At 70.2% G+C, this 18,277-nt stretch carries 16 protein-coding genes and 1 pseudogene; 6 read left to right on the top strand and 11 right to left on the bottom strand.

The genetic code is table 11. The features are described from left to right. Window positions 1-73 precede the first annotated feature (73 nt). Window positions 74-1,378: a metallophosphoesterase family protein gene (locus ACIRR9_RS05015; RefSeq protein ID WP_403747645.1), complete on the bottom strand. Its 1,305-nt coding sequence runs from the start codon at window positions 1,376-1,378 to the stop codon at window positions 74-76. A gap of 574 nt (window positions 1,379-1,952) precedes the next feature. Beyond that, window positions 1,953-4,667: a pectinesterase family protein gene (locus ACIRR9_RS05010; protein ID WP_403747643.1), complete on the bottom strand. Its 2,715-nt coding sequence runs from the start codon at window positions 4,665-4,667 to the stop codon at window positions 1,953-1,955. Window positions 4,668-4,839: 172 nt separating this feature from the next. Between ACIRR9_RS05010 and ACIRR9_RS05005 the strand changes: the two genes are divergently transcribed. Beyond that, on the top strand, window positions 4,840-7,110 hold the full coding sequence (locus tag ACIRR9_RS05005; RefSeq protein ID WP_403747641.1) for a sigma-70 family RNA polymerase sigma factor: 2,271 nt from the start codon (window positions 4,840-4,842) through the stop codon (window positions 7,108-7,110). Window positions 7,111-7,322: 212 nt separating this feature from the next. Here the strand turns inward: ACIRR9_RS05005 and ACIRR9_RS05000 are convergent, their stop codons facing one another. Both ACIRR9_RS05000 and ACIRR9_RS04995 read right to left on the bottom strand, forming a co-directional pair. Continuing rightward, window positions 7,323-7,448 carry a hypothetical protein gene (locus ACIRR9_RS05000; RefSeq protein ID WP_403747638.1) on the bottom strand — a complete coding sequence of 42 codons (126 nt, stop codon included), beginning with the start codon at window positions 7,446-7,448 and terminating at the stop codon, window positions 7,323-7,325. A gap of 44 nt (window positions 7,449-7,492) precedes the next feature. Then, complete coding sequence (locus tag ACIRR9_RS04995) at window positions 7,493-7,858, bottom strand: beta/gamma crystallin domain-containing protein (RefSeq protein ID WP_403747637.1); 366 nt, start codon at window positions 7,856-7,858, stop codon at window positions 7,493-7,495. A 361-nt stretch (window positions 7,859-8,219) separates the two neighbouring features. Between ACIRR9_RS04995 and ACIRR9_RS04990 the strand changes: the two genes are divergently transcribed. After that, window positions 8,220-9,017, top strand: a complete 798-nt coding sequence (locus tag ACIRR9_RS04990; RefSeq protein ID WP_403747635.1) for an inositol monophosphatase family protein — start codon at window positions 8,220-8,222, stop codon at window positions 9,015-9,017. After that, complete coding sequence (locus tag ACIRR9_RS04985) at window positions 9,014-9,631, top strand: NAD(P)-dependent oxidoreductase (RefSeq protein WP_403747632.1); 618 nt, start codon at window positions 9,014-9,016, stop codon at window positions 9,629-9,631. Before ACIRR9_RS04990 ends, ACIRR9_RS04985 begins: the two co-directional genes overlap by 4 nt. Window positions 9,632-9,650: 19 nt before the next feature. Here the strand turns inward: ACIRR9_RS04985 and ACIRR9_RS04980 are convergent, their stop codons facing one another. The 3 genes from ACIRR9_RS04980 to ACIRR9_RS04970 all read right to left on the bottom strand — a co-directional run bounded on the left by ACIRR9_RS04980 (window position 9,651) and on the right by ACIRR9_RS04970 (window position 13,631). Continuing rightward, entirely contained in the window at window positions 9,651-10,544 is an 894-nt protein-coding gene (locus ACIRR9_RS04980) for a LysR family transcriptional regulator (RefSeq protein ID WP_403747629.1), read from the bottom strand. Between the two features lie 401 nt (window positions 10,545-10,945). Further along, a complete protein-coding gene (locus ACIRR9_RS04975; RefSeq protein WP_403747627.1) occupies window positions 10,946-11,488 on the bottom strand; it encodes a hypothetical protein in 543 nt (180 codons plus the stop codon). A gap of 901 nt (window positions 11,489-12,389) precedes the next feature. Further along, the gene (locus ACIRR9_RS04970) at window positions 12,390-13,631 is read right to left on the bottom strand and encodes a SpoIIE family protein phosphatase (RefSeq protein ID WP_403747624.1); all 1,242 of its coding nucleotides are present in this window, start codon (window positions 13,629-13,631) and stop codon (window positions 12,390-12,392) included. Between the two features lie 146 nt (window positions 13,632-13,777). Between ACIRR9_RS04970 and ACIRR9_RS04965 the strand changes: the two genes are divergently transcribed. After that, the gene (locus ACIRR9_RS04965) at window positions 13,778-14,059 is read left to right on the top strand and encodes a hypothetical protein (protein ID WP_403747621.1); all 282 of its coding nucleotides are present in this window, start codon (window positions 13,778-13,780) and stop codon (window positions 14,057-14,059) included. Continuing rightward, window positions 14,056-14,454: a PIN domain-containing protein gene (locus ACIRR9_RS04960; protein ID WP_403747618.1), complete on the top strand. Its 399-nt coding sequence runs from the start codon at window positions 14,056-14,058 to the stop codon at window positions 14,452-14,454. The genes ACIRR9_RS04965 and ACIRR9_RS04960 overlap by 4 nt, the downstream gene beginning before the upstream one ends. 227 nt (window positions 14,455-14,681) lie before the next feature. Here the strand turns inward: ACIRR9_RS04960 and ACIRR9_RS04955 are convergent, their stop codons facing one another. Together ACIRR9_RS04955 and ACIRR9_RS04950 are read right to left on the bottom strand one after the other, a co-directional pair. Further along, on the bottom strand, window positions 14,682-15,461 hold the full coding sequence (locus tag ACIRR9_RS04955; protein ID WP_403747615.1) for a hypothetical protein: 780 nt from the start codon (window positions 15,459-15,461) through the stop codon (window positions 14,682-14,684). A gap of 667 nt (window positions 15,462-16,128) precedes the next feature. After that, window positions 16,129-16,698: a TetR/AcrR family transcriptional regulator gene (locus ACIRR9_RS04950; protein ID WP_403747613.1), complete on the bottom strand. Its 570-nt coding sequence runs from the start codon at window positions 16,696-16,698 to the stop codon at window positions 16,129-16,131. Between the two features lie 125 nt (window positions 16,699-16,823). On the opposite strand from ACIRR9_RS04950, the gene ACIRR9_RS04945 reads away from it, so the two are divergent. Next, entirely contained in the window at window positions 16,824-17,531 is a 708-nt protein-coding gene (locus tag ACIRR9_RS04945) for an alpha/beta fold hydrolase (RefSeq protein WP_403747611.1), read from the top strand. Window positions 17,532-17,569: 38 nt separating this feature from the next. Here the strand turns inward: ACIRR9_RS04945 and ACIRR9_RS04940 are convergent. Together ACIRR9_RS04940 and ACIRR9_RS04935 are read right to left on the bottom strand one after the other, a co-directional pair. Beyond that, window positions 17,570-17,839, bottom strand: a pseudogene (locus tag ACIRR9_RS04940) (hypothetical protein); the annotation flags it as partial. Continuing rightward, on the bottom strand, window positions 17,836-18,165 hold the full coding sequence (locus ACIRR9_RS04935; RefSeq protein WP_403747608.1) for a hypothetical protein: 330 nt from the start codon (window positions 18,163-18,165) through the stop codon (window positions 17,836-17,838). The pseudogene ACIRR9_RS04940 and the gene ACIRR9_RS04935, both read right to left, overlap by 4 nt. Between the last annotated feature and the right edge of the window lie 112 nt (window positions 18,166-18,277).

Raw genomic sequence — 18,277 nt, 5'->3', positions numbered from 1 at the left:
CGAGTGTCCGACGACACCGGCTCGGCGACACCGGCAGTTCACCGGGCCCCATGGGCGTGCCGGGCCGGTCGGCTCACCGGCCGATCGCGGTGCCTGGGCTGCACAGGAATGACTTGTTGTCGAGGCTCGGGCCCAGACTGCACACGGGGCCGCGTACAACACCGTTCGTGTTGCGGAAGGCGAGGTCCCAGGTAGTGCCCGTGGAGCGGAGGTCCGCGTACCCGAAGACGCCCCGGCCTCCCGCGGTGCTCACGGTCTGGGTGATCGACTGGTGGACGGGCTCCGTCGGGGTGCCGACCGGCTGATTGACGACCAGGCGGTCGTCCGGGCCGTCGTCCAGTGGTCCGCCCGAGGAACCCACGGTCACCTGCGGCGGGCGGACCGTGTTGAAATCGATCATCTGGTAGAGGTGGACGTGCCCCGACAGCACCAGTCGCACGTTGGGCGCCAGCCGGTGCAGGCCGGTGTCGGCGACCGCGTCGCTGAGGACCCTGGTCAGCCAAGTCACCGCGCCGGTCGTCCGGCCGGCTGATTTCACCATCCACAGCGGCTTGTGCGTGAACAGGAAGTAGTCGTTGCCCGGATGCTGTTGCGCATCCTGGTTCACCTGGTTGAGCTGCGCGGTGAAGAGGGCCTTCTCGGCCGTACTTCCGGTGTCCCCGGGGTCGGCGAAGGAAGAGTCCAGGGAGACCAGGTTCAGGGTGCCGGCGCGGATCGCCACCGGATCGCTGTGGCGGCTGCACGACCCGTCCGCACGGAGCTCGTCGGCGAGGTAGCGGAACCATGCGCCGCCCGCACCACCGTGGAAGGTCGCGTTGCAGTCTTCGTGATTGCCCCGGGCCAACGCGACCGGGGCGCCGGCCAGCAGTGTTTCCGCAGGCCTGAAGAAGTCGGCGACGACACAGGCCCAGCCGGCCGCCTCGGCGGACGTCGTGCAGCCGGGATTCCGCAGTTTGTCGTCCTCCCTGGCGGGGTCTTCCCGGTAGAGGTAGTCGCCGACATGGATCACGAGATCCGGCCGCGTCACGGAGGCGACGCTGTTCGCGATCAACGGAAAGGGCCAGCCGGTCCGGCAGTTCTGGACCGTGCCCGTCGTCGGGACCTCGCAGCCGGTGTCACCGATGACGCCGATCCTGCCGGGACGTGTCGCCGCGGTCCAGTCGGGCAGGGGAAGCCGGCCGGTGCCGGGATGCAGTACGGCCGCGGTGACCTGTACGAGCTGCGCGCCGGACGCGGTGAGGGGCACACCCAGCTCGCAGACCTTGGTCGGGAACTGTGCTCCATCGGGGCTGCTCACCAGGTGCATCATGACCGTGTTCGTGGCCGCCCCCAGGGTGTAGCGCACCGAGGGGCATGTCTGGCCCGTGTCGGTGGACACGTAACGAATCTGCGTACCGCGGCTGGTGAGCTGAGTCCATGCCCAGGCCTCGCCGTTGACCGCACCCGGCGGAGGCGTGGGCCGGGGAGGACGCCCCGGTCCGGGGGGACGTGTCGGCCCCGGGGGCCGTGGCCCCGCGCTCCGGGACACGGCCCGTAGGTGAGTCGGGCCGGCCGAGACCGCCGTGGCGGAGGCCGCGATGCTCAGCGCGCCCACCAGGAGGAGCACGACCATCCGGTACTTCATGTTCGGGTTCCTTCGTTCCTGCGGCCGATGAGCGCCACGGATCACCGCCGATGGCACATGCCGAGAACATCCCGTGTCATTTCGCCTTGCACACCGGCCGAAAGCCGAATGGCCCATGCACTGCCGGAACAGCGCGTGGGCGTCAACCGGCCACGGTTTCCCCACCGCCCGTGTCGGGGGACGTCCACGACGCCTGCGAACGCCTGCTGCGAGCGGGCTACGACAGCTACCCCATCGACACCTGAGGCCGGTGCCCCCGTCGCGCCGGGGAGCACGCCGGTCGAGGGGAGGCCGGGTGCGGGGCCGGCCTCCCTTTGGCGTTACGGGATCACTCGACGGTGGCCTTGCTCTGTACGAGATACCCCGAGCCCGATGCGGGCTTGATCGTGGTGGAGTTCGTGCGCACCGTGGCGTTGCGGACCGTGAGGCCGGTCCTGGCGCTGATGGTGACCGAGGTCAGGGTGATCCCGGTGATCGGCCGTTCGGGGAGGCCGATGATCTGGCCGGCCTCGCCGGCGCCGGTCGCGGTGAGGCCGGAGACGGTGATGTCGTGGTAGTTCGGGGTGGTGCCGGTGATCGCCTGGGCGGCGTCGCCGTCCGCGGGCACCTTCGGGTAGTAGCCGACGACCTGGATGGGCGTCGCCACGTTCGTCATCGTGAGGTTCTTGTACGTGATGTCGCGGACCTCGCCGCCGCGGTCGCGCGCGGTCTTGATCCGTACGCCCGCGGTGGTGCCGTTGAGGGTGTTGTCATGGATGTCGATGTCGTAGACGCCGCCCGCGGTGTAGCTGCCGATGGACAGGCCGTGGCCGTGCAGGATCGTGCAGCCGCTCAGCGAGATGTCGTGGGCGGGCCCGCCCGACGGCGAGGAGTCGATGGCGATGTTGTCGTCGCCGTCGTCGATGGTGCTGTTGGTGACCGCGACGTCGGACGACGACCAGACGTCGATCCCGTCGGTGTTGGGCGAGTCCGCCGGTGCCGAGATCGTGATCCTGTCGAGAGCGGCGCCGGTGACCTTCTTCAGGGTGATGTGCACGTTGGGCGCGTTCTTCAGCGTGATGCCGGTGATCTTCACGCCGGAGGCGTCGCCGATGTCGACCAGGCCGGGGCGGGACGACAGCGTCCTGCCCGCCGCCTTCTCGGACTTGGTCCTGGCCCACCAGGGGGCACCCTGGCCGTCGATCGTGCCCGAGCCGTTGATGGTGAGGTTCTTGACACCGGACGCGGACAGGAACGGGGCGAGCTTGGATCCCGAGGCGGCGTAGTCCGCGGCGTCCTGCGAGGCGAGCAGGGTCGCGCCGGAGTCGAGGGTGAAGGTGAGGCTGCCGGGCAGGGTCAGGGCGCCCGAGAGGTACTTGCCGCTGGTCAGTTCCACGGTGCCCTTGCCGGCACAGGCGTTGATGGCCTTCTGCAGTGCGGCCGTGTCCTTCGTCCGGCCGTCCGCCTTCGCGCCGTAGTCGGTGGGCTTGCAGATCGTGGCTGCCGACGTGCCCGCCGTCGTACCGGATGCGCCGCCGGCCGTGGCGAGGGGGTTCCAGCCGTCCGAGCCGGCCAGGTACTTCTCCGGGGTGTAGTCCGCCGCCCGGGAGTCGCCCAGCTGGGGCCGGTTGGCGTTGACCGTCGCACCGGCGCCGGTGTTGCGGTACTCGCTGAAGCGGGCGTTCTTCCAGGTGGCGCCGGACATGTCGGTCCAGGGCTGCCGGGTGTTCACGAACGACCCGATGGTGGACTCGCGGTAGAGCACCTGGGCGTTCTGCCGCCACGGGCGGCCGAGGCTGCTGGTGCCGGCGGCTCCGGCGCCGGTGATGTCCGACTTGTAGAAGAGGTATCCGTAGGTGCGGGCCGCCGGTGTGCTGGCGGCGGTGAGATAGCCGCCGCTGCCCAGCTGGTGGATCTCGGACCGGTCGAAGACCGCGATCCCGCCGCCGAAGACGAAGTCGACGGTCCCGGCCACGTAGGACTTCAGGAAGTAGGCCCGCGCGGAGTCGTTGACCAGCAGGGTGTCCTGGTGGCCGAGGATCCGGACGTCCGTGAGGACCGCCCGGTCGGCGGACAGGCTGAGCGCCACCGCCTGGCCGGTGCTGTTGGTCCCGGTGTCGTAGTCGTTGGAGATGGTCAGGTTCGACGCCGAGAAGTCGTGCCCGCCGACGAACGCGGTGGCGCTGCCGAAGGTCCCGTACGTCGTCCCGTCCGCCTTCTTCGTACCGGCCCCGTGGTTCTGCACGAGGACGACGTCGGCGGGGGCGGCCCCGAGGCCCTTGAGCGTCACGTAGGGCTTGTCGGCCGGGACGGTGAAGACGCCCCGGTAGGTGCCCTTCTTCACGGCGATGGTCACCGGCGTGGTGTTGTTCGCCGGGACCTTGTCGACCGCCGCCTGGACGGTGGTGACGTCACCGCTGCCGTCCGCGGCCACCGTGATGGTCCGTCCGGCGGCCGCGGCCGGGGTCGGGGTCGGGGTGGCGGCGGCGCCACCGACCGGGTTCAGCTTCCAGAGCTTGTTGCTGTTGGCGGTGCAGGTCTCCTGGATGACGGCGGCGCCGGGCGCGGTGCTCGCCCCCTTGTCGCTGACGCACAGCCCGCTGTTGACGTTGACGATCTGGTACGTGCCGTTCCGCGACGCCTTCAGCGTCCACTGCTGGTTGGTCTGGCCGCTCGCGCAGCCCCACTGCTGCAGCTGGGTGCCGACGGCCGTGGAGCCGCCCGGGACGTCGAGGCACATCCCGCCGGCGGACTTGACCGCGAACCTGCCGGAGCCCTGGTCGGCCAGCGTCCACCGCTGGTTGCTCTGCCCGCTCGCGCAGCCCCACTGCTGGATCCGCGCGCCGCTGACCGAACCGCCGCCGGTGACATCCATGCACAGACCGCTCCCGGCGACCGAGAGGGTGTAGGTGCCGGCCTTCGCCCCGGACGAACCGCCGGTTCCCGAGACGACGTCGGCCGCCATCGCCACGCTGCCCGTGACGACGATGGCCGCGCCACCGGCCGCCGCGAGGTGCCACTTGGGGCGCCTGCTCCGGGCTCTTCTGCCCCGACTGGAATTCATTGCGGTGCCGTTCCTTTCTCCGCTGTCCCTACGGAGACGGCCCACCCCGGCAGCCCATAACGGGTTCGGAGCCCTCGATTTCGCCGGACTTCGCGGCCCGGTGCCGCTTGGCCGGTCGACGCGGCCATGCCATCATGACCGCCTTCACCCGAGATCATTCTGCGAGGGCGCTTTGCGCAAGGATCCGGCCCGGCCCACGCCCCCCGGGCCCACGACCCCCACGGCGACCCGCCCGTCCCGGACCGAACTGACCGGACCCGGCCTGGTCGAGGCCGCCCGGTCCGGCGACCCCGGGGCACGGGCGGCCCTGTTCGCCGAGTACCTGCCCCTGGTCTACAACGTCGTCGGACGAGGTCTGCAGGGTCACGGGGACGTCGACGACGTCGTCCAGGAGACCATGCTGCGCGCGATGCGGGCGCTGCCCCTGCTGCGGGAACCCGAGAGGTTCAGGTCCTGGCTCGTGTCCATAGCGATCCGTCAGATGCAGGAGCAGGGACGGCGCAGCAAGGCGGCGCTCGCCCGGCACCGGCCCGTGACCGACGCGGACGGGATTCCCGACGACGCCCGCTCCTTCGCCGACGTCGCCCTCGACCGCCGCGCACTGAAGGAAGCGGGCAACGACCTGCTGGAAGCCGGCCGTTGGCTCAGCGACGAGGAACGCCGGACCATGGCCCTGTGGTGGCAGGAGACCGCCGGGCAGCTGACCCGCGCCGAGGTCGCCGAAGCGCTGGACCTGAGCGCTCCGCACACCGCCGTACGCATCCAGCGGATGAAGGGCAGGCTCTCGGTCGCCGTCGGTGTGCTCGCCGCCTGGCGGGCCGACCCGCGATGCGCCGATCTCGACGCCCTGGCGGGCGGGCGCCGGGCGGGTCCCTCGCCCACGGCGGGCCCCTCGCGCACGGCGGGCACGGCGTCCGCGGCCGGCGGACGGCTGCTGACCAGGCTCGACCGGCATGTGAAGGACTGCCCGCGATGCGGGGCGGCGGCCACCTGGAGCTCGGTCGACGACCTGCCGATCCGGATCGGTGCGCTGGCCGTCCCGGCCGCACTGGTGGCGGCCGTCCCGGGCCTCGCCGCCCAGCACGGCGCGGCCGGCGGACTGGTGTCGTCCCTGCTGAGCTCCTTCCGGCACACGCTCGGCCGGATCCCGGTGAAGGCGGCGGCCGCGGCGGCCGGCGCCACCGTCACGCTGGCCGTCGTGACCGGAGTGGCGATCCATCAACTGCCCCCGGGATACGACGCCCCCAACACCTTGCGGAGCCCGGCCGCCGGCGCCCCGCACCTGCCCGGTGCCGTCCCCTCGGCCCGTACCACGCCGTCCCCCACCCCGAAGACCTCGCCGGCCGCCTATTCAGGCGTCGTCACCGCCGACTACTACGTCGCACCGGACGGGGACGACACCAACCCGGGCACCCTCGCCCGTCCGTTCGCCACGGTGACCCGGGCCGTCTCCCGGGCCCGGCCGGGCCAGACGGTCGCGGTCCGCGGCGGCACCTACCACCCCGGAACCACGATCTCCCTGGCCGCCTCCGGCACCCGGGGGCACCGGATCACCGTGAGCAACTACCGTGACGAGCGCCCTGTGTTCGACGGATCCCGGCTGCCGTCGGGCGCCGGACTGTTCGTCCTGAGCGGCGGGTACGTCACGGCCCAGGGGCTGGAGATCGACGGCACCGCCGGGCAGCCGTTCGTCTGCGGCTCCTGCCACGACGACGTGCTCGCCCGGCTCGTCGTGCACGGCAACGGAAGCACCGGCCTCCTCCTCCAGGGGGCGTGGACGCACGACAACCTGATCCAGGACGGCGACTTCTACGACAACCACGAGTCCGGGGCGAGCGGCGGACACGTCGACGGTGTGGGATTCAAGACCGGTTCCGGGGCGGGAAACCGGATCCGGGGCTGCCGGATCTACGACAACTCGGGCGACGGGCTGGACCTCAGCGGGTTCGACGGCTCCGTGACGATCGACCACACCTGGGCGTTCGGGAACGGGGTGAACCGCTGGGGCATCGCGGACTTCTCCGCCGGGGGCAGCGGGTTCAAGCTCGGCGGTGACGCCGGCCTGAAGGTGGCCCCCGTCGTCTCCGACAGCGCGGCCTGGGACAACGCCGGCTTCGGGTTCACCGAGACAGGGGCCGCCGGAACTCCCCGGCTGACCAACGACACCGCCTACCGCAACGGTGCGGCGGGGTTCGCCTTCGTCACCTCCGCCGCGGTCCTGCAACGCGACCTGGCGCTGGGCAACCACCCCGACGACTGGCTGGGCACCCAGGCCGGGCACACGGCCAACTCCTGGGACCAACAAGGCTGGACGACCGCGGCACTGGACCTCACCGGCACCACGTCACCCACCGCCGACCGCGGTCCGGACGGCCGACTCCCCTCGACACCCTTCCTCAGCAACACCCGAAACCCGTCGATCGGCGCCAGACTGGCGCCCTGACCTCCACAGCGCGACGGGCACGAACACGTCGTGCGGCATGCCCCACGGCTGCGGACACCGGGCAACCGTGCCGAGGCCGCCGCGCGAGAGCGTGTTGACGGCCCTCACGCGGGAGTGGCCTGATCGGCTGATAGCCCGCGAGCCGGGGCTCGCGGGCCAGGGGCGACAGGGACGGCGATCGGGCAAGGTCGCCGCCCCATGTCAACGGCGGTTCAGAGGATCCTGATCTCGTCCATACGGACTCCACCCGGGTTGTTCGGGAAGGTGTAGACCGTGTTCTTCTCGATCGGCGTGGCGGACTGCCATCTTCCGTCCCCGTACCAATGGAAATTCTCCACCTTCCAGGGGTACGGTCCTGCCCTTTGGGGCAACTGCCGATGGTTCAGAGAATCCTGATCCAGGATGCGCTCACTCCACCGGGGTGGTTCGGCCAGGTCATCACGGTCCACTTGTCGATCCCGTCGGCGGGCTGCCACGCCGCGTCCCCGAACCACTGGACGCGGTTGTCGCCGGTCGAGATCCGGGTGATCCACGAGTTGCCGGGCAGGGAGATGGTTCCGGCGTTGGCGAAGCACAGGTCGGTGTCGGAGTGGCCGGCCTGATGGGACGTGACCTGCACGAAGTCACTCCGGCCGCAGTCGACCTGATTGGTCGCGAACGCGTCCGTCGCCGTGACGGCGGTCAGCGACGCCGTCACCGCCAAGGTCGTCGTAGCGGCCAGGGCCGTCCGCTTGGCGATTTGCTTCATGGAAATTCTCCGTCTTCCGGAAGTCGACAAAAATGAATCGGTCGACTGTTGATACGAACCGCCGTCGGAGCAGGTTGCTTCGCCGCGGCAGAGTTTTTCGAGCCTGCCCTTCAAGGCAGGCTCGAAGGCGGAAAGGGCATTGACCCCGGCCATTCATGATTGCCCGTCAGCCTGTTGCATCGCGCATTGCACAAGTTCAGGCGGGCGGGCGCGCAGACAGGACCCCCGGATCCATGAATGCGTCTGAGTAAATCTTCGATTGAAGAGAGTGCATTTGATTCATGTGACTGCGGGCCTTTGACTGTGGCTGTCGGCGCGACGCGGCGATGACGGCGATGACTTCGAGGCGAGGGGAAAGACCATGACTGCATACGGCGAGTTGCTGGCCTCTGTGGTGGAGGCGGCGAACCGGGGAGCCGACTTCCTGAAGGCCAGGTTCGACCCGCAGACGAGGCCCGCCGACCGGGCCGCCATGTACCACCTGGGTGCCGGTCTGGAGCAGGGCTCGGTGGCCGCCGTACGCGAGGTGCTGGACGGGGTCCTGCCGGGCACCGGGTGGTTCGACGACGAAGGCGACGAAGGCGCCGAAGCGGAGCGGAACCTGCCGCCCGGGGAGTGGTGGATCGTGGACGGCGCGGAGGGCGGGGTCAACCACGTTCACGGCCTGCCGGAGTGGGCCGTGACGATCGCGCTGGTCAAGGACGGCATCCCGCAGCTCAGCGTCGTACGGCAGCCGGTCGACGACCTGACCTACACGGCCGTCAGGGGCACGGGCGCCTGGCGCAACGGCGAGCCGCTGCGCGTGTCCGCCAAGACCGGCCTGGACTCGGCCATCGCCAGTGCCAGCCAGGCCGGCAACAGCCCCGGGACGCACGCCAGGTTCGGCCGGGCGGTCGCGGCGATGTCGGACCGCGCGCTGCTGGTGCGCAACACCGTCCCGACGACGTTCCCGCTGCTCAGGGTCGCGTCCGGGCAGTCCGACGTGTTCTGGCAGTACGAGCCCGACCTGCCGGGCACGGCCGCGGGCACGCTGCTGGCCACCGAGGCCGGCGCCCTCGTCAGCGACCTGTCCGGGAAGCCGTGGGATCTGAACAGCCCGGACATCCTGGTCGCGGCCCCCGGCGTGCACTCCGCCGCGCTCGAGGTGCTGTCGTCATGACGCTGACCATCCTGGGCGCCTCCGGCGGCGTCGGTACCGAGCTCACCCGGCAGGCCCTCGACCGCGGCGAGGAGGTCGTGGCGATCTGCCGGCGCCCCGACCGCATCGCGCTCCCGGACTCACCCAGGCTGACCCGCGTGGCCGCCGACGTCCTCGACACGGAGGCGATCGCCAAGGCGCTGGACGGCCGCGACACGGTGCTGTCCGCCCTCGGGACGGGCGACGGGGAGAAGCCCGGCGTACTCACCGCCGGTGCCCGGGCGATCGTCGCGGCCGCACCGGCTCGGGTCGTGTCCGTCGGCGCCTTCGGCACCGGCCGGTCGGCGAAGGCCGCCGGGTGGCTGACCCGCACACTGGCCGGCGTGTTCCTCCGCGCCGAACTCGACGACAAGGTCGGCGCGGACGAGACGATCCTGGCCGCGGGCGGCACGGTCCTGCACGTCGGCCCGATGTCCGACGGACCGGTCAGCGCCACCTGGCGGACCGTGTCCCTCGACGGGGTACCGCGGCGGATCTTCCCGGCCGGCGTCAGCAAGGCCACCGTGGCCGCCGCGATGCTCGACGCCGCGGACACGGGCCCGCGCGGACGGATCCTGGTCCCGCTCGCACGCTGAGCGCGCCGCCTGCCCCTCCCTACTGCGCCAGCGCCTCCGCCAGCGCGGTACGGCAGTGCCCGCGCAGCCAGGTGTGCTCGGGGTCCGTGTCGTACCGGCTGTGCCAGGCGAGCACCACCGGCGCGGCAGGCAGGTCGAGGTCGAGGTCGTGGGTGCGCAGCCCGAGATCGTCCCGGGTCCGCGCGCACAGATGGCGGGCGACCACCACGACGGTGTCGCTGTGCGCGGCGGCCTGCAGCGCGAGCGCGGCCGTGGGCAGTGCCGCGACGACCCTGCGCTCCAGTCCGCGCTCGGCGAGCAGTTCGTCGAGGCCGTCCCGCAGCCGGCCGCGCCGCGAGACGATGACATGTGAAGCGGCGGCGAACCGTTCCAGGGTGAAGTCCTGTTCCAGCGGGTGGCCGGCCCGGAACACCGCGACGAGCCGGTCGTGTCCGACGGTCTCGTGGCTGATCTCCGGCGACGCGGGCACCGTCGCCCCCACCTCCAGGTCGACGTGCCCGCGCGCCAGGCCAGGGGTGTCCACCGCCGGCTCGGGCAGGAACCGCAGGTGCAGACCCGGCGCCTCGACGGCGGCCCGGGTGAGCAGCGCCGGGTACAGCGCCCCGATCAGTGCGTCGTGCCCCTGGACGGTGAACGTCCGCCGCAGCGCGGCCAGGTCCAACTCCTGCGCGGGCCCGAGTAGTTCGTTCGCGCGCTGCACCAGGGCCCGCACCTCGTCACGCATGGCCACGGCCCGCGGCGTGGGAGTCATCGTGCGCCCCGTGCGGACCAGGATGTCGTCCCCGGTCGACCGCCTGATCCTGGTCAGCGCCCGGCTCAGAGCGGGCGCGGACAGATGGAGGCGGTCGGCCGCCGCCTGCACGCTGTTCTCTTCCAGCAGGGCGTCAAGCGCGGTCAGCAGGTTCAGGTCCACCTGCGCCAGGGTAATCGCGCGCCTCTGACGAATGCGTCCCGCTCAACTGCCCCCCAGATCCGGACCGGCCGACAGACAGCCCCCGGGCCACTGCCCTGAGGTCTCCCTCCGGAGCTGATGACGAGAACCGAACCTGGAGGGATACTCCCGCTGACCGACTCCGGTCCCGTGAGCCGGCCACCAGCACGCTGTCCCGGACGGGGGTGCACGCTATCCCACTGTGGCGGTGGGGTGTCGAGGTCCGTTCCGGCTGCCGCAGGACCTGATCGCACGCCGCACCGCAGGCGCCCCCGTGCCGGTGCCGTTCTCCCTGGGAGAGCGGCTGCAGAAGCGCGCGAGCCCCGGCCGGATGGGCTTCCGACCGGGACTTGACAACCGACACCGCTCCGAGGGGGATGCCGTCAGCAGCCGACCCGCTCGAAGCGGAGCGAGGTGTAGCCGGAGTTGTCGGAGAAGATCTGTGCAATGCTGGCGGCCCCGGCGGCGTCGATCCGTTGAGCCTGCAGCCGGATCGTCGTCGGCCCGCTGACTCTGATCAGCTCGCTGATCGGTGCGGTCTGGTTGCCGGCGGCCGCGGCCTGGCCCGGGTTCAGGTTGATGATCTGGTACACGAGCCGCTCGCTCTGCGGCACCTCGGCGCCGGAGTTGACGTTCCACAGCCGCGCGGTGATGAACGTGTTGACGACCGGAGTGCCTTGGAGGCGCCCGCGGACGTCCGCGTCGAGTGTGTATGTGCCGGCCTTGGGGAGGGTGACCTCGAGCGGGGTGTCGGTCCAGACTCCGTTCGGCAGATTGACATTCGTGTTCAGCGTTGCGATCCCAGCCTTCGCTGGGTATGCGACCGCTGCCGTACTCGCGTTGCTCGGCGCAGTGAACGCGGTTGCGGTGCCGATGAGCAGCGTTGCGGCGACGGCGGCGAGGCCGGTGCGCAGGACTGATTTCATGGTTCCTCCCGAACGAAGGCGATTCGGACATGCCTCCGATAAGCTACGGAACCTGACACAATATGAATGTATTCAACATGCCGGTTGAATGGGTGACAGCAGCCCGCGCAGGTGTCTCGGGGCGGCCCAAAACCGGATGCCCGGCATCGGCCTGTTGGGCTATCGTCCTCGTCGTGCAGGTGCGCAGGCTGCGGATACTTCGCCTTCCCAGCGGGTAACGCGGGTTCGAATCCCGCCGTCGGCTTCGGCCGGTGTCGTCCAGCGGCCCAGGACGCCTCATGTCTCCGCCGCCGACCCTGATCTCTGCACACCACACGCGCACCCCGCCCAGCCTTGGGTCGGGGTTGCTCGGCCCCTGGACCGTAAGGCCATGCTCCTCACCCGCCTGCTCGGTGCCACCCGTCGCCCGCCCGGCCGCCGGTTCCTCGCCCGGGTCCAGGATGCCGCTCAGCACGGACCGGGCCCCGTCATCCGCCCGGCGCTGCAGGAGCACTCGGCCCGACTCGTCGACGACGACCGCGTTGACACCCGGGATCCACAGCCGTTGCTCCGAACCCACGGCCGCTCGCAGTTCACGGATGTATTCCGGTGTCTCAGGACGCATCGGCGGTCGGAGCGTGCCGGCACGGTTGCCGATCGCATCACCGCCCTGACTCGGAGAACCGACCTGTCGGAGGCGGAGTGAACCGAACCACAGCGACCCACCGTGATCTTCGGCGATGCCCACATCGAGGGCCGCGTCATCGGTGAGATCGCCGAACGCGGGACAGCCTTCATCCTCGTCGACCCGAAATGGGAGACCACCTCCTTGAAGATGCGGCCGCCCAGCTCACCGGCGGGGTCCGGGCCCTTGGCCGAGACCTCACGGCCTGGCTGAAGTCGTGGCCAGGTGCCCCAGCGGTTACAGGCGGACGATGATCAGAGCGATGTCGTCGTGTCCGCCGCCGCTGACACCCAGGTGGGACAGCAGGACGTCGGCCAGGTGGTCGGGGCTGAGCCGTGGGTTGTCGGTGAGGGTGGTGGTGAGTCGGTGCAGGCCGACGTCTATGTCCTCTTCGCGGCGTTCGATGAGCCCGTCGGTGTAGAGGACGAGGGTGTCGCCGGATGCATAGGGCACGGTGGCCTGGGGGCGCGGGGCATGGTTCGGGCGGGCTCCCAGGGGTGGGTCGGTGGCCTGGTCGAGCAGGACGGCGGTGCCGTCGGGGCGGACAAGGACCGGTGGGGGGTGGCCGGCGCTGCTGTAGGTGATGTGCCGACCGTGGGGGTCGATGACAGCTTTGACGGCGGTGGTTGCGCAGGCACCGTCCACCGACCGGGAGTACAGGCCCAGCGCTTCCATGGCGCTGGCGGGCTCGTGCAGGGCGCGGACCGCGGCGGACAGGGCGCTGCGGAGCATGCCCATGGCGGCGGCGGCCTCCAGGCCGTGGCCGACGACGTCGCCCACCGCGACGGCGAAGCGGTCGTCGGGCAGGTCAACGACGTCGTACCAGTCGCCGCACACGTTGAGTCCTTTGGCCGCGGGCAGGTACCGCACCGCGATGTTCGGATGCCGGTCCAGGTCAGGCGACTGCATCATCGCCTCTTGGAGGGTGACGGCGATCTTCCGTTCCCGAGCGTGGGCCTTGCGTACCTGCTCGATCACCAGTTGGAGTTCCCGCGTCCGCGCATAGAGTTCGGCCTCCATGGCTTCGCGTTCGCTGAGTGCCTGACCGGGCCGGGCGCGGATGTTGTGGGAGAGCACGAATTCGGTGACGTCCTCCACCCGGTGGATGATCCACGCGACCTGTCCGTCCGGCCCGAGCACGGGGGTGTTGATCGGGGACCACCAGCGTTCCTCGAATACTCCGGGGCGGTCGGGCACCGGGATGTCGTACTTCTGCACCGCCATGGTGTCCGGCTGCTTCGCGAGCAGCACCCGGTGCAGGGAGGCACTGAGGTTCTTCACCCCGTCGGCATGGGGGTCCGCCGGGTTGTCGGGGAATGCCTCGAAAAGGTACTGCCCGATGAGGTCGTCCCGCGTGCGGCCGGTCGCCCGGCAGTAGGCCGCGTTGACGTCGAGGATCACGAGATCGGGGCCGAGTACCAGGTATGGGCTGGGGGTGGCGGCGAACAGCGTGTGGTAATCGATCGCTGGTGTGGTCACGGGCGCTCTCCCGTTCCCTTCGGGGCCCCCTCTCCGGTTCCACTATGCGCCCGCAGCGCGGTGGCGGGCCTGACGCGGGTCATCCGATCAGAGCCTCGTAGTGCGCTTGCCACCCGCTATGCCATTTTCAATAGCATCATCGGGGTGTGGCTGATGACGACGTTGACTTCCCGCCCGGCGACGGCCCCACCAGTGGCATCTCCGTCACGCTGACCGCCGGAACCCTGCAGGCGATCCGCGAGCGGGTCGGCAAGCGGGGCGTCTCGGCGTACCTGGAGAAGGCGGCCCAGCGGCAGATCGAGCGGGACAACCTGGACGAGCTGATCGCGGACCTCGACAGGACGCATGGCCCGGCCGGCCCCGAGGCCGTGGCGGCCAAGCGTGCCCGGCTGACCGGCGGTGCTTCAGGTGCCGAGGCGGTCGCGTGAGCGGTGTCCTGGTCCTGGACAGCGAGGGGCTGGCGAAGGCCGTACAGCGTGACCGGGAGATCCACGAGTGGCTGACGGCGGCTCGCGACGCGGACCTGCCCGTGATCACCTCGGCAGCGGTGCTGGTCGAGGTGATCCACCCGGAGATCGACGAAGCCGCACTGAAGTGGACGCTGTCCCGACTTGGTGTCGAGCCGGTGGCCCAGGCCGTCGCGCACACCGCCGCCACTTTGCCGCGTGCAGCGGGACTGCACGGCCACAAGCACGCGATCGACGCCATGCTGTGCGCGACCGCCTTGCAGCATCCCGGCCGAGTGACGATCCTGACCTCCGATGTGGAAGACATCAGGCTGCTCACCACCGGGCATCCACGTGTCAGTTCCGAGAAGGTCTGAGCCAAGGCGCCGTCAGGGCGCACGGCGCTCGCATGCACAGACGCCCCGCACGCCCGGTGTTCCCCGCACGACCTGGCACGGTTCCGGCACGCCTGGCCGGAGCTCCCGTTGCTGAGAGCGCCGCCTGGCCTGCCTGGCCTGCCTGCCTGCCTGTGCAACGCTCTCAGGGTTCCGCGCCACGCACTGTGGTGACGCTTCCGCGAGGGGAGGCGGTCCGCGCACGTCGCCTACCGCACGGCGACGTAGTCCCCGGTCGACGACTTCGCCCCAGAGGTGGAGTTCCCGTAGTACGTCCACCGCCACGTCCCCGGCCCGGTGGCCTTCACCGTGGTCCTGAGCGCCCCCGTACCACTCGACGTCACCTTCTTGACCGTCGTGTACGAGGGCGCGCCCGCCGCCTTGAACTGCAGGCTCACCGTGCGGCCCGCGTACCCCTGGTACGTGTGGGTGTCCCAGTTCGCCCGTGTGACCCGTCCGGTCACGGTGATCGTCTTCCCTGCCGCGACCGGCTCCGGCGCGGCGTCGACGGTGACGCGTGTGGCCCGCTTGACCTGCAACGGGAGGTTCATGTCGTCGGTGTCCTGGGCGTCACCGGCGAGAAAGACCTGAGCGGCGGTTTTCCAGGTGCCGGCGTCCTCGTTCCCGAAGTCGACGTGCCGCGGGTCGATGTACAGCCATTCGTCGAAGTCGCAGATTCCCTTCGCCCTGTCCACGACCTTGCAGTCGCTGGTGATGACGGCGCTGTACAGTCTGTCCCCCGAGTCGAGCCTCCCGCGGTAGGGGAGCACCGTTGGCCCGTAGTCGTATTTGAGCGTGGTCGTCATCCGGAAGGCCGCCGGCACCTCGACCTCCTCCTTGACCCCGATCACGATCGGCTTCCCGCCGTTCACCGTGACCCGGCTGAAGGAGACCCCGCCCTCCGCCGCCCCGGCCGGCACCGCGGCCACCCCTGTGAACACGATTGCCGCTCCACCGGCCACCACCGCGCTCCACATCGTCTTCCCCATCTTCGAGCCCGTCCTTCCCCCTGCAGCCTGGACCGAGCACATGGGCGCAACGGCCAGAGGTTCATCCTCAGAGACCCAACTGTCCGACCAGGGAGGGCTGTTCGCGGTTGTACGCGGTGCGGCAACGATTTGATCACCACCACGGCATCGCTCTGGCCCGGTTCCGGGAGGGACCCCGATGACTTCAAGGCGGGCGGGCTGGACGAGGTGGTGCGGGCGGAGTGTGCGAAGAAACACGAGGCCAACGCCGCGCACCACAAGGAGGAGTGCAGCGGAAGCCGGCCGGGCGGTTGTGGTGCGCGAACCCTGCACCGGCCTGGGCAACAAACGGAAGCGACGGTACTCGGGGAGTCAGGTGGCCGCCGACCTGCGCGGATTCGCCGCGCCGGCACGATCGCGCGGGCTCGCCCACACCGCTGCTGACCGTGGTCGCCCGTTCCTGTGGGCACGCTCTGGGCACGGGAACCACCAGCGGCCGACCCATACGGCTCTTCGGCGAGAACTTCACCGAGGCGGCCCCGTTCACGGTCGTCCATGATGTGACCCCACAGAGCCAGGGTCTCGTCGAGGAACTCCTCCAGCGGCACGGCCTGTTCGCTGTCCCGCCGGCCGAACAGGGTGGTGCGCACGCCCGGCGGGGCCACTTCGACCAACACCGGTGTCCCGGTCAGACCCCCTCGGCGGGGAACACCTCGTCGACAGCTCGGCGCAGTGTTTCGCGGACGACCGCGGGGTCGCCGAGTTCTGCTGCCTGGAACGCGCCGTCGTGCAGCAGGACGAGTACGCGTGCGGCGTGCTCGGGGTCCGCATGGCCCAGGTCGGTGGAGAGTTCGCGGAACACCTCGAACAGCCAGGTGCGTTGGTCGTCGATGACCGCGCGCACCGGATGGGTGCGGTCGGGGTACTCGGCGGCCGCGTTGAGGAACTGGCAACCGCGGAAGCCGTCTTCGAGGGTCGCGTCGCCCAGGACGGCCATCACCGCACGAATCGCCTCGCGTGGCGACTTGCCGTCTCGCGCACGGCCGACAGCGTCGCGTATCCCGTCGGCGGTCGTCGTGAGGTAAGCGGAGACCAGGTCGTCCTTGCTGGGGTAGTGCCGATAGAAGGTGGCGCGCGTGACCTGGGCCTCGGTGATGAGGCGTTCGACCCCGACAGCGTGGATGCCCTCCGCGTAGAACAGGCGGGACGCGGTGCGCAGCAGCCGGTCCTTGGGGTGGAGCTCCGAGGCAGTCGTCATACACCCATCGTAAAGAAAGACCAGTCGTTCTGGACGGTCGCCCTCATCACGTTGCCCCATCTAGAGAGAACGACTAGTCTTTCTCGTAGAAAGACCGATCATTCTTCCCGAGAGGTACGGACCCCATGAGCACCACCCCCACGATTGTTCTCGTCCACGGCGCCTTCGGTGACTCCGGCATGTGGAAGGGCGTCATCGCCAAGCTCCAGACACAGGGCTACACCACCCTCGCCGTCTCGAACCCGCTCCGCGGCCTGGAGTCCGACGCCCAGTACGCGGCCACCGTCGCCAAGACCGTGGACGGCCCGGTCGTGCTGGTCGGCCACTCCTACGCCGGTGCGATCATCACCCGCGCCGCCCGCGACGCGTCGAACGTCGAGGCCCTGGTCTACGTGGCCGCCTTCCAGCCCGACGAGGGCGAGAGCTGCCTGGAGAACGCCTCTCGCTTCCCGGGCGCCAAGATGGGCCCGGACACGACCATCGCCACCGAGTACGAGGGCGAACCGGAGCTGCGCATCCTGCCCGAGCACTACCGGGACGTCATCGCCGGTGACCTGCCTGCCGAAGTCACCGACGTCCTCGCGGTCACCCAGCGCTCGGTGCGCGTGCAGGCCCTGACGGCGGAGCTGTCCGGTCGGCCGGCCTGGCGCACGCTCCCGTCGTGGGCAGTGATCGCGACTCAGAACAACGCCATCCCCGGCCAGGCGCAGGAGTTCATGGCCGAGCGCGCCGGATCGCACGTCGTACGTATGGAGGCGTCGCACGCGGTAGCCATCTCGCAGCCCGACGCCGTGGCCGACCTCATCATCGAGGCCGCCAAGGCCACCGGCTGACTCCCTGTTCTCCGTCCTTGTGGGCACGCGGGATGCTCGACGGTCTTGCGGTCGCCGACGTGCAGGCCCGCGGTGCCGTTGGACCACAGGTGGGCGAAGCGGGGGCTGGTGTGCAGCAGCCGGTCGACGGGGGCGGCGAGGCGGGTGTCGTCGGGGTGGGTGGCGGCGGTGATCCGAAGGTCGGCGACGAGGGCCTCGGCCTCCGCCGCCGGGATGCCGGCCTCGACAGACCCGGACCGAGGAGCGGCCGCACAGGTCTTGCCGACTGCGCAGATCAGCGAACCGGCCTGGTCGGTCGCTGCGCTCACGTCAGGCGCACTGCCCGGGTTCGTCCGATGACGTCATATTCGCCGAATATTCGCCGACTTCCCGCGTGTGTCATGGCGATGAGATCGAACGGCGGGGACATTTCTTCCCGTTGCTCCATCTTGCGCGGGGTCACCACCGCGAATCGATCTTCGTAAACCGGCAGCACGTCCGGATCCGCGGGATTTTCATGTGATAGTGCGTATTTCGCGCGATAATAGACCTGCAGCGGGAGAGCCTCCCCGGAGCGGCCTGACAGGCGGTGACCCGGTGACGGGGGCCTCCAGGCAAGGGAAGTGAGCAGGGTGTCGGTCGCCTGGGACCGCATCGGCGGACTCGTTGACGCTCATGAGCGCTTTCTGTCCGGTGCGCAGGTCGAAAGAGACGTACGCGGTCCGATCCTCGAATCCTGGAAGCGATGCAGGTCAGAAGGGGTCGAG

This window comes from Streptomyces sp. NPDC101234 (assembly GCF_044767525.1).
GTDB classification, from domain to species: Bacteria; Actinomycetota; Actinomycetes; order Streptomycetales; family Streptomycetaceae; genus Streptomyces; species Streptomyces sasae.
Note: the sequence above shows the minus strand (reverse complement) of the source record. Positions and strands in the feature narration are given on the sequence as shown.

Bases quoted from the DNA above. Each gene is read 5' to 3' on its own strand.
- ACIRR9_RS05010 (WP_403747643.1), bottom strand. From the start codon at position 4,667: ATGAATTCCAGTCGGGGCAGAAGAGCCCGGAGCAGGCGCCCCAAGTGG.
- ACIRR9_RS04995 (WP_403747637.1), bottom strand. From the start codon at position 7,858: ATGAAGCAAATCGCCAAGCGGACGGCCCTGGCCGCTACGACGACCTTG.
- ACIRR9_RS04990 (WP_403747635.1), top strand. From the start codon at position 8,220: ATGACTGCATACGGCGAGTTGCTGGCCTCTGTGGTGGAGGCGGCGAAC.
- ACIRR9_RS04985 (WP_403747632.1), top strand. From the start codon at position 9,014: ATGACGCTGACCATCCTGGGCGCCTCCGGCGGCGTCGGTACCGAGCTC.
- ACIRR9_RS04975 (WP_403747627.1), bottom strand. From the start codon at position 11,488: ATGAAATCAGTCCTGCGCACCGGCCTCGCCGCCGTCGCCGCAACGCTG.
- ACIRR9_RS04955 (WP_403747615.1), bottom strand. From the start codon at position 15,461: ATGGGGAAGACGATGTGGAGCGCGGTGGTGGCCGGTGGAGCGGCAATC.
- ACIRR9_RS04950 (WP_403747613.1), bottom strand. From the start codon at position 16,698: ATGACGACTGCCTCGGAGCTCCACCCCAAGGACCGGCTGCTGCGCACC.
- ACIRR9_RS04945 (WP_403747611.1), top strand. From the start codon at position 16,824: ATGAGCACCACCCCCACGATTGTTCTCGTCCACGGCGCCTTCGGTGAC.
- ACIRR9_RS04935 (WP_403747608.1), bottom strand. From the start codon at position 18,165: ATGCGGTCCCAGGCGACCGACACCCTGCTCACTTCCCTTGCCTGGAGG.